10 protein-coding genes and 2 pseudogenes are annotated in these 9027 nt (G+C 55.0%); 6 read left to right on the forward strand and 6 right to left on the reverse strand.

Going from position 1 to position 9027, the window contains the following annotated elements; translation table 11 throughout:
• On the forward strand, positions 1-280 hold a 280-nt coding region (locus NZ823_10625), incomplete at its 5' end, for a hypothetical protein (GenBank protein ID MCS6805580.1).
• Positions 281-342: 62 nt separating this feature from the next.
• Here NZ823_10625 and NZ823_10630 read toward each other — a convergent pair.
• The 3 genes from NZ823_10630 to NZ823_10640 are packed head-to-tail and all read right to left on the reverse strand — an operon-like array spanning position 343 to position 2749.
• On the reverse strand, positions 343-939 hold the full coding sequence (locus NZ823_10630; protein ID MCS6805581.1) for a hypothetical protein: 597 nt from the start codon (positions 937-939) through the stop codon (positions 343-345).
• A 22-nt stretch (positions 940-961) separates the two neighbouring features.
• Positions 962-1552, reverse strand: a complete 591-nt coding sequence (locus NZ823_10635; GenBank protein ID MCS6805582.1) for a hypothetical protein — start codon at positions 1550-1552, stop codon at positions 962-964.
• Between the two features lie 3 nt (positions 1553-1555).
• Positions 1556-2749 carry an ATP-grasp domain-containing protein gene (locus NZ823_10640; protein MCS6805583.1) on the reverse strand — a complete coding sequence of 398 codons (1194 nt, stop codon included), beginning with the start codon at positions 2747-2749 and terminating at the stop codon, positions 1556-1558.
• A gap of 316 nt (positions 2750-3065) precedes the next feature.
• On the opposite strand from NZ823_10640, the gene NZ823_10645 reads away from it, so the two are divergent.
• From NZ823_10645 to NZ823_10655, 3 genes and pseudogenes are all read left to right on the forward strand, one after another.
• Positions 3066-3419 carry a hypothetical protein gene (locus NZ823_10645; GenBank protein MCS6805584.1) on the forward strand — a complete coding sequence of 118 codons (354 nt, stop codon included), beginning with the start codon at positions 3066-3068 and terminating at the stop codon, positions 3417-3419.
• 37 nt (positions 3420-3456) lie between these two features.
• A pseudogene (locus NZ823_10650) lies at positions 3457-3954 on the forward strand (transposase).
• Between the two features lie 91 nt (positions 3955-4045).
• Entirely contained in the window at positions 4046-5959 is a 1914-nt protein-coding gene (locus NZ823_10655) for a hypothetical protein (GenBank protein MCS6805585.1), read from the forward strand.
• Positions 5960-6351: 392 nt separating this feature from the next.
• On the opposite strand, the gene NZ823_10660 is transcribed toward NZ823_10655, so the two are convergent.
• Entirely contained in the window at positions 6352-7158 is an 807-nt protein-coding gene (locus NZ823_10660) for an IS5 family transposase (GenBank protein ID MCS6805586.1), read from the reverse strand.
• A 38-nt stretch (positions 7159-7196) separates the two neighbouring features.
• Complete coding sequence (locus NZ823_10665) at positions 7197-7862, reverse strand: IS5 family transposase (protein MCS6805587.1); 666 nt, start codon at positions 7860-7862, stop codon at positions 7197-7199.
• Between the two features lie 275 nt (positions 7863-8137).
• On the opposite strand from NZ823_10665, the pseudogene NZ823_10670 reads away from it, so the two are divergent.
• Together NZ823_10670 and NZ823_10675 are read left to right on the forward strand one after the other, a co-directional pair.
• Positions 8138-8393: pseudogene (locus NZ823_10670) on the forward strand (DUF4160 domain-containing protein).
• Complete coding sequence (locus NZ823_10675; protein MCS6805588.1) at positions 8347-8616, forward strand: DUF2442 domain-containing protein; 270 nt, start codon at positions 8347-8349, stop codon at positions 8614-8616. Before NZ823_10670 ends, NZ823_10675 begins: the two are co-directional and overlap by 47 nt.
• A gap of 59 nt (positions 8617-8675) precedes the next feature.
• On the opposite strand, the gene NZ823_10680 is transcribed toward NZ823_10675, so the two are convergent.
• A partial coding sequence (locus NZ823_10680; GenBank protein ID MCS6805589.1) for a pyruvate, phosphate dikinase occupies positions 8676-9027 on the reverse strand: 352 nt, incomplete at its 5' end.

Raw genomic sequence — 9027 nt, forward strand, 5'->3', positions numbered from 1 at the left:
CACAGCCACGTCTGCCAACACAACCGGCAATTGGACTGCCCTGAATCACCCCCTCACGAACGGCGTGCCGCCTGCGTTCGTGTTTATCACGGATAACTGGAACCCAGGCGGTGTGGGCGGCACCTACAACAATCACAACACCGGAGTTTGGTATGCCGGCGCTGGCACGAACAAGTGGGCTATCTTCAACCAGGATTTAGCTGCCATGCCGGCGAACGCCAGCTTCAACGTGCTGGTGATCGCCAAGCGAACCCATATCCCGATCGCCATTCGGCAGTAGTAATCACGCATCCACTACGCCGCCTCCGATTTCTCAGCAATCGGGGGCGGCGCGTTCTCGTTTTAGCTTTTGTGCTCACCCGAATTGTAGTCAGCAGGTCGTTCACGTACAGCATAGGATGGCGTCGAGATCACCATTGACCGATAAGCCTGCTGTTCGTCTGGCTCTGAAAACTCGAACGTTCGAGCTACATTACGGAATGCTTCCAGGTAACGGTGGTAGTCCCTCGCGACCCCTTTGTAAGCGATCTCATATAGACGATCACCATGCTCGAGGAAGATGATTCGCTCGATGACAAGGGTTTCTTTTGCATTAACCGAGTTGATTGGCAATGGAATGGTGTAGCCGACCTCAATCTCCGCGGCTTCGGTGTCGGCCAAAGAACCGGTGGCACGTGAGATCTCTCGGAAGTTGCTGAAATGCTTGTTTCGTTCCACGTAGTTCATGACCAGGGTGTCGAGTTTAGAGTTCGCTGGAATGACGCGTACGATGATGGACAGATTGTAGGTATCCTCCTCGTTACGTGGCCCGCGGATGAACACCTCGTCATATTCTTTGCCCTGAACTTCCCGCACGGCCCAGTCGCTGGGGTAAAGAAAGGAAAAGTCCAGATTTGGATTGGTAGAGGTGAAACGGCTGTAGCTTTGTAAAGCAGTCATTCGGACTCTCCTCCCCGAGAGGTCAAAACTCCGGCAGGTCGTAGAGAGAGCGAATCTCATCCTTCGCTCGATCCTCGCCCTGGGCGATCATTGCGCTGACCCAGTCACATTGCTCGTCGCTTTCGTCTCCCTTCAGCACATTCCAAACCTCAGCCTCAGCTTTGAAAGCAGCATATTCCTGCTCGATGGAGTCCGGCTTCGCCCACTGGACGTGCGTCCCTTCGTGCGCCAGGTGGGCGGCCAGGACAGCCGGACTTGCCTCCTTCTGGCTGTCGTGAATTGTAATCTCGTTGGCAGCCGGATCGAACTGCGCAATCGCACCATCTTCCGTTGTTCCAAATGCAATCGTTGTCCCGTTTTCTCGAATCGCTATAGCGATGGGACGACCAACTTCGGTTGACTCCAATGCCTGAAAGGCGAGGCTCAGGCGCTCTATCTCGTTTGCATCACCCAGCACTGGATAATCTGAGCTAGGTGGTGCTGCCTCCTTAAGATGTTGAATGGCCAAAATGTCTGCCTCACTCGGCCGCCAGCGCGCCAACTCGATGTCTTCGAGAGACTCTTGAACTTCGAGGATTTCATCCTCTTCACCGGGATCACGATTGCGTTCCAAATCTCAGCCTCCGCTGATCGCTTGTCTGAACCCGTCGGCCATCGCCTCGGTGAACTCATGCGTCCAGAGATGAACGAAGAGGCAATATGCCGCATGTGCGTCAGCGCCTAGGCCGATTGGCTCTACAGACGCTTGGCACGCTTTGGCCAAAATCGTCCAGCCGGCCGCTTCACCCTTTTGACGCCGCAGCAAGAGTTCGCGCCATGCCTCGCGAAACCGTTTGCCCGACTCGATCTCGTAAGCTACAGGGCCGACCCGATCGCGATATCGGCATTGCCGCAGGCAGAAGCGACAACCGTCGAAAGGCAGTTCCAAGCGCGCGTAGGTCTGTTTGAAGGAAGCCATGTGCGCGATGACCGCTTCGTCGGAAACGCGCTCCGGCAGCTTGTGCTGGCCGCGGTAGTCGGGCACGGAGATGAACGCCGGACGCTCGTATCCCTCGATGAACAAGGCAGCCTGTCCAGGTGAGAGCTTGGTCAAGAAGGATTCTTGCTCATGACTCAAGTTCATCGTTGCACCGACAGCTTGACGATCATCCTGTCCTGGTAAACGGTGAACAATTTTGATGCTTGTGTTTTTCAGCGCATCTTCAGCCAGGCGACCTGGAATTTGCTCAGCGATGATCAATCCTTCACCGAACGCCCTCACCTCAGACAGCGACGCACTGAACATTTCAACCGCCTGCGCCCGCGTGTCTGCGGATGTTTCGCGGTCGGACGCATGAGGCACACAGGCCATCACGCGATGCGCTTCCTCGATCAAGGTCACGTGCTGGAGCTTCGACTCATGGCGATTGACCCGGCAATACTCGCGGATCATGGTCAGTAGGAACAGCATGACGAGCGCCTTCTCGTCGTCGTTCAGCGACTCTAACTCCAGCATGGTGGGCTGTGTCATCAAAGTCTCCATCGGGATCGAGCGACGGTTGTTGAGCATGCGCCCTTTGCTGCCCCACAATAGCGAACCGATGCGTCCCGTCGCTGCGAGCTTGTCGAACGCCGCCTGAATGTCGCTCTCGCGGTTGATCTGCGCGTTGCCGTAACCGTCGTATCCGAACGTGCGCGTCTTCAACACAAGCGGATAGCCGTGCTGCGCGCCGAACGCCTTCACATCGGCGACAGTTGCAACTGCGGTGTACTCCGCCGTCGGCAGGCCAGCCCGGTTCAGCGTTTGCTTCTGAGTGAATTTGTCCTGCAATTGAGCGAGAGTGTGCGAGGACCAGCACGCACCGGACAGGATGCTCGATAGAGGCGATCACCTCTGCGGGCACGAATTCGCTCTCGAGCGTGATCACGTCCACCGCATTGGCGAAGTCGGCTAGCGTCTCAGCATCTTTCCGTGAGCCGGTCACGCCGAACGAGGTCACCTGCATTGCGGGGTTGAACTCGTCTTTGTCAAGGATAGCGACATTCACGCCGATACGCTGGGCGGGGTCGTATGCTGAGAGTTGTGTAACGGGAGTCAGATAATCGCACTTGCCAATCAAGACCAATCGAAAGCAAGTGAGATCACCATGACTCCCGAAATCAAGATTAATGAGCAAGAACCCATCCATCAAGTCAGTCAGGCGGAATTCCAAGAACTGGTCAGTGAAAGAATCCGTCTGGCTGTGCGGTTGATGTTGACAGTCATCATGAACGAGGAAGCAGAGGCGTTCGTAAGGCGCCCTACGGCGAGGCCTGCCCGACTCGACGGGATTACCGGAACGGCTACTACCAAACGCGATCTAGTCACGACGGTGGGCAAGATTGATGGCTTGAGGGTGCCACGCACGCAGGGCGGCTTTCGGACGCAGGTGTTCGAGCATATCAACGGCGACAGCATGAGCTGGACATGGCGATTGGCGAGATGTTCGTTAAGGACCTGAGCACCGCAGCGGCGGGTCAAGTTATGACAACGCTGACATGACGGGCTCTCCCGTTAGCCCATCCGTCATGTCGCGGGTGCATCACGGGTTGGAGGCGGAGTATGCCCAGTGGCAGAGCCGCACTCTGGCGGAACGGTCTGCCTATGTATTCGTGGATGGCACATATTTCAACGTGATTTATGCCGATGAGAGCAACAAAACGCCGATCTTGGCGCTCATCGGCGTCACCGCCGCGGGCCAGCGCGAAGTGATCGCCTTCACCATCGGCGAACGCGAGAATCAGGGAGTTTGGGAGAACCTGCTCGACGACATCAAGGCGCATGGTGTCAAGTAGGTGGATCTCTGTATCACGGACGGGCATCAAGCCATGCTCGGTGCGATTACTCTCAACTTTCCCGACAGCCGGCGTCAGTGCTGTATGCGGCACAAACTCGACAACCTCCTGTCGCATGTGCCGGAGAAACACCGCGAAGCCGTCACGACCGAGTTCAAAGCCATCTTCTACCATTTGCCTATTTCGCCGCTGAGAAGATAATTTCGATGCAAGAGAACTTCTCAACGGTGTTGAGCGTAAAGCTACGCACGACAGTTAACCATCAGCCGATCAGTTGCATCCAGGAGAAGAAATGTTCAAGCCCATTAATTTAGCTCTTGCGATTTGTATCGCGCTGGCCGTATCAGCTTGTGGTGGCCACGACGTAGCGCCCACAGAAACGCCACCCAACGCACCATTACCAACCACCAATCTTGAGGCAACGATCTCTGCTCAGAGTACCCAGATTGCGCAGTTGAGCAGCAACAACCAAGCCACAAGTGCTGTCTCGTCATCAAGAACTGTTAGTGCAACGCCAACTCAATTGACATTGGTTACAACACCAACTCCCGTCGCAACCGTGGCAATTGTAGCATCGGCGATCGGTATGGCTTCGAAGCGTCACTTTGAAAAGGATTGGGGATTCTCATTTATCCCACCGGCTGGGTGGCAAGTTCTAGCACGCAGCCCGACATTCATATATTTTGCGGTGGATGGCATCGACAACACGCAGATCAACATATCCTTCCAAAGACTTAATCCCGGCGGCGGATCGTTAGGTGAAGTTGTTTCCCGAAACATAGGACATCTCGTGGGAAACCCAGATTACACACTGGTGGGTCGCGAGACTTTCACAACCGAAGATGGAACAGCTGGAATCAAAGTCTCATTTCACGTGAATCACGTGAAGGGCGACAGGCCAGCACAACTGATTGTGTACTTTTTTGATGCTCTGCCTCAGAGGATTGTGGCTGCATATACGCGTTTTGCCAATATCCCGCAAACGCATGATCCACTCGTCGACCAATCAATGAAGACCGCTCGCTTTGACTTATCTGGAAGTGGTGATCTCTCTTCGCATGAACAAAGCTCGCGAGTTACCCTGAGCCTTGGAGAGAAAGCATCCTTTCGCTTACCTGATGAAGGTGTGAGAAATAACAATGGATACATCGGACCGTTCTGCTGCACTGGGGTCACAGCTATTGTGAAGAACAAGTCAAATGAGCCAATCGGCTACGTATACTTCTATGGCTGGGAAGGTCAAGCATATATTGTTGGAGCCAATAGATCAATCGCGCCGAGCATTGAGATCTGGGTAAGTGGTCTGGCTGATCTCTCAAACATCCTATCACGGCAAGAGATAAGCAAAATTTATTTTGCTGCTAGTGAAATGTCCCCAGGACAGAGCCGATCAACGATCGCCGGTGGACTTTTGTATACTGCTACTATCGAGATAGCCAATCTCGAACTATTCAACGACTCCACATACTTTGATATGGGATCGGTAGCAGTAAGAATGGATGTGTCTATCATCCAGTCCGTCCCGAAGAATCAGTTGCTAGATTGGGCAGAGCTTGCGACTCAAAGCGAATACTTCACTGTTTATCCAGGCGACAAAATCCGCCCATATATCATAGTGCGAAATGCTGGAACAACAACGTGGTTGAAAGGCAAGTTTGGTTACCTCGGCAAAGGCGAGTGGAGCGCACGTTGGGGCACAGGGAAGTTGTGGCGGGATGTAAAGCCAGGCGAGACGTTGGAGTTTGTAGACAAACAGATAATCGAAGCACCTAGTCAGCCAGGATCATATCAATACGGAGTCCAGCTTACCAATGATCTTGGCCAGCCATTTGGCCCCTATTTTTTTATTCAAGTCAACGTTGTTCCGAAGCCCCAAGGCGCAAACGTGGGAGAATTGAAGCTGCTCGCAAAACTCCCGGTGGATCCTTTTTGGTATAAAGTCAAACAACAGCTTAGCCTAGAGGGCTATGTGGATTTCCTTGTGCCTCACGCTGGAGAGTTGCTAACTAAACTCTACGACATTCTAGACTTGATTAGAAAGGGAGTAGATATCCTAAATCAGCCGGAGAGAATCGAGATTGCGTTTTACGAGGATGAGCGAACTAGAAACTGTTTCTATCAAATTACGCAGTTTCGTGGAGAACGTGTGTTGAAGCAGGATGAACTAACGCTAGTTCCATGTAGTGTGGTTCCAAAGCAGGCATAATTGGAGCATGCTTGGCACGCGCCCATACTGTAGTGCTTCGGTTCTCTGGGCGTTGCAGCCGTAGGAGGTTCAGATGACGGAGGATTCAGTCACATCAGCCGGCTGCGCACCTTAATCTTCTCGATGATCTCGCGAATGGAACCAAGGGCTAAGCCACACTTCATGCACTGATCTGCGTCGTAGGGGTTGACGTTGCCATAAGAGATGGGCAAGTGATCGTCTTAGAGAGCGTCTCTTAGAGCTTGTTTGCGAAATTTCCATAGATAGGTTTTGCCAGCGATTATGAGAGCGATCCGCTGGCTGAAAGGCGGACTGAGTCGGTCATGTTTCGATCACTTAAAGGAGTGGATCACCTTCCTTCGTTCACCAGACGCAGTACGGCCAGGCACAGGCTAGCCGAAGCAGGTCTGCTGCCTAGCCAGACGTTTGGTCATCACGTGAATCATTGCCAGATAGACAAACGCTTCGCTGGACGCGGTCAGGCGTTCGTAGTCCTTGCTCAATCGGCGCGAGCGATTCAGCCAACCGAATGTGCGCTCAACCACCCACCGCCGTGCCAGCAGCACGAAGCCACGGGCGTGGTCTGGACGCTTGACGATCTGGAGTATCCAGCCGCACATCCGTTTTACCCACTCAATCAATGCGCCTGCATAGCTGCCGTCCGCCCAGATCTTCTCCAAGCGTGGGCAATGTGGCTTGACTTTCTCCAGCAGCAGTTTGGCGCCATCGCGATCTTGAATGGCCGCCGACAGCACCAGGACTGCCAACACCAGCCCTTGCGTGTCCACCAGCGTGTGGCGCTTGCGCCCGTTGATCTTCTTGCCCGCGTCGTAGCCCCGCTCGCCGCCCATCTCGGTCGTCTTCACCGTTTGGCTGTCGATGATCGCCGCGCTCGGCTCGCCTTCTCGACCGTCCAATTCGCGCACCTCAATGCGCATCTCACGGTTGATACGCTCCCACGTGCCATCATCGCGCCATCGACTGAAGTAGTCATAGACCGTCTGCCACGGCGGCAGGTCATGTGGCAGCATGCGCCACGGACAGCCACTCCGTGCCAGATACAACAACGCATTCATGATCTCGCGAAGGTTCACCGTGCGTGGCGCGCCTCGTGTATTCGGTGGCGGCAGATGCGGCTTGAGCACCGCCCACTGTTGGTCGGTCAAATCCGTCGGGTAGGGCTTGCGCTTGGTCGGCATGCTGCTATTTTAGATTTCGCAAACAAGCTCTTAAAGGGTCAAACGGCAAGTTTGAGCATACGACGGATGCTGGCGATGTAAACGAAGGCTTCGCTGGAAGCAACGGTGTGTTCAAAGTCACGAGACAAACGGCGGTAACGCCCCAACCATCTGAAGGTGCGTTCAATGATCCAGCGTTTGGGCAACACCCGCCAGCCTTCGCCACCGGCCGGACGACGAACGAGGTCAAGCGTCCAACCGAGAAAGAGTTTGACCCAGTCCGCGATCTCTTGATACGCGCCATCCGCCCAGATGGTCTTGAGCCGACAATGGCAATTGTAAGACACGCACTTGATCTGATCGAACAGTTTTTGGAGCAGGCGCTTGCCGCCTGCCCCATCTTGAAGGCTGGCACTGTGCACCACCACCATCAGCACCAAGCCAGGGGGTCGCCGATCAGGTGGCGCTTGCGTCCCGGCGTGTGTTGATGCACATCGATCCCGCGGTGTTCTCCACCCTCGGAGGTTTTGACGCTCTGACTGTCGATGATGGCCGCACTCGGCGGCTCGGGAGCCTCGCTGAACCGACACGGCGTTGATCTGGGCGCACAGTCCGCTGTGCGTCCAGCGCCAGAAATACCCATACACGGTCTGCCACGGCGGAAACGTCTTCAGCAGCATCCGCCACGCACAGCCTGTGCGCGCCACATAGAGGATGCCGTTCAAGATTGCGCATCACGACCACTTCCGATGCCCTTTGGGTTGCTTCACAGGCAGGAGTGGTGCGATGAGCTCCCATTCGTTACACTTCAGGTCGGTCGGGTAGGTTGGGTTGACGAAAGACATCCGCCCAGCTTACCTGACTTTTTAAGAGACGCTCTCTTAGGTTGTTGTGCAGACATCGGCTTCCCCCTTCCTTCGTGGTAGATGCTTTACTTGTGCCGGAGGTTTAACACAAAGCATCTATTTGTCAACAAGAGGTGGGGCGCTTAGGTGACGCGATGCGTATAATTCCATGCGTGCCGACGATCCTTCGCGTGAAAGGGTATCGCTTCTTCTTCAACAGTCGCGAAGAGACGCGGCGACACGTTCATGTTTCAACTGCAGATGGCACTGCGAAGTTCTGGCTCGAGCCACTCATCGCGCTAGCACACTATTACAACATGAATTTCGAAGGAGCTCGCCGAGGCTGAGGAGATCATACGAGAACATGCAGACGACTTCCGAGCAGAGTGGGACAAACACTTTAACCAGTGAGGTCACCACGATCACTGCGCATGGCTTTTGGCTGTGGGTGGATGACCACGAGTACTTCGTGCCGTTCGCGGACTACCCGGCGCTCAAGCAAGCGACCGTAGAGCAATTGCTTGCTGTCAAACGCATTTCACCGACGCAATTCCACTGGGAAGCACTTGACGTTGATATCGAGCTTGACGCTTTGGAGCACCCAGAGCACTTTCCTCTCCGGTTCAAGCCGTAACCCAGAGAAACAAAGAAACCAGGTTTCTTCAAGAAACCTGGTTTCTCAATTGCTGGTTTCTATCTCACCGCCACACCCAGCGCCGCATGCGCTGCGGCCAACCGCGCGACCGGCACGCGGAACGGCGAACAGCTCACGTAGTTCAGGCCGGCCTCGTAGCAGAAGGCCACCGAGCGTGGGTCGCCGCCGTGCTCGCCGCAGATGCCGACTTCGAGCGCCAGTCGTGTGGCGCGGCCCTTCTGCACGGCCATCTTGATCAACTGACCTACGCCCTCGCGGTCGAGCGTCTGGAACGGGTTGTCGGGCAGGATGCCCTCTTCGACGTACTTGAGCAGGAAGCCGCGCTCGGCGTCGTCGCGCGAGTAGCCGTAGGTCATCTGGGTCAGGTCGTTCGTGCCGAAGGAGAAGAAC

The organism is Blastocatellia bacterium (assembly GCA_025054955.1).
Classification (GTDB): Bacteria; Acidobacteriota; Blastocatellia; order HR10; family J050; genus JANWZE01.

What these genes read in the sequence shown, in the direction of transcription:
- NZ823_10630 (MCS6805581.1), bottom strand. Translation starts at nt 939, where the DNA reads ATGACTGCTTTACAAAGCTACAGCCGTTTCACCTCTACCAATCCAAAT.
- NZ823_10645 (MCS6805584.1), top strand. Translation starts at nt 3,066, where the DNA reads ATGACTCCCGAAATCAAGATTAATGAGCAAGAACCCATCCATCAAGTC.
- NZ823_10660 (MCS6805586.1), bottom strand. Translation starts at nt 7,158, where the DNA reads ATGCCGACCAAGCGCAAGCCCTACCCGACGGATTTGACCGACCAACAG.
- NZ823_10675 (MCS6805588.1), top strand. Translation starts at nt 8,347, where the DNA reads ATGCAGACGACTTCCGAGCAGAGTGGGACAAACACTTTAACCAGTGAG.
- NZ823_10655 (MCS6805585.1), top strand. Translation starts at nt 4,046, where the DNA reads ATGTTCAAGCCCATTAATTTAGCTCTTGCGATTTGTATCGCGCTGGCC.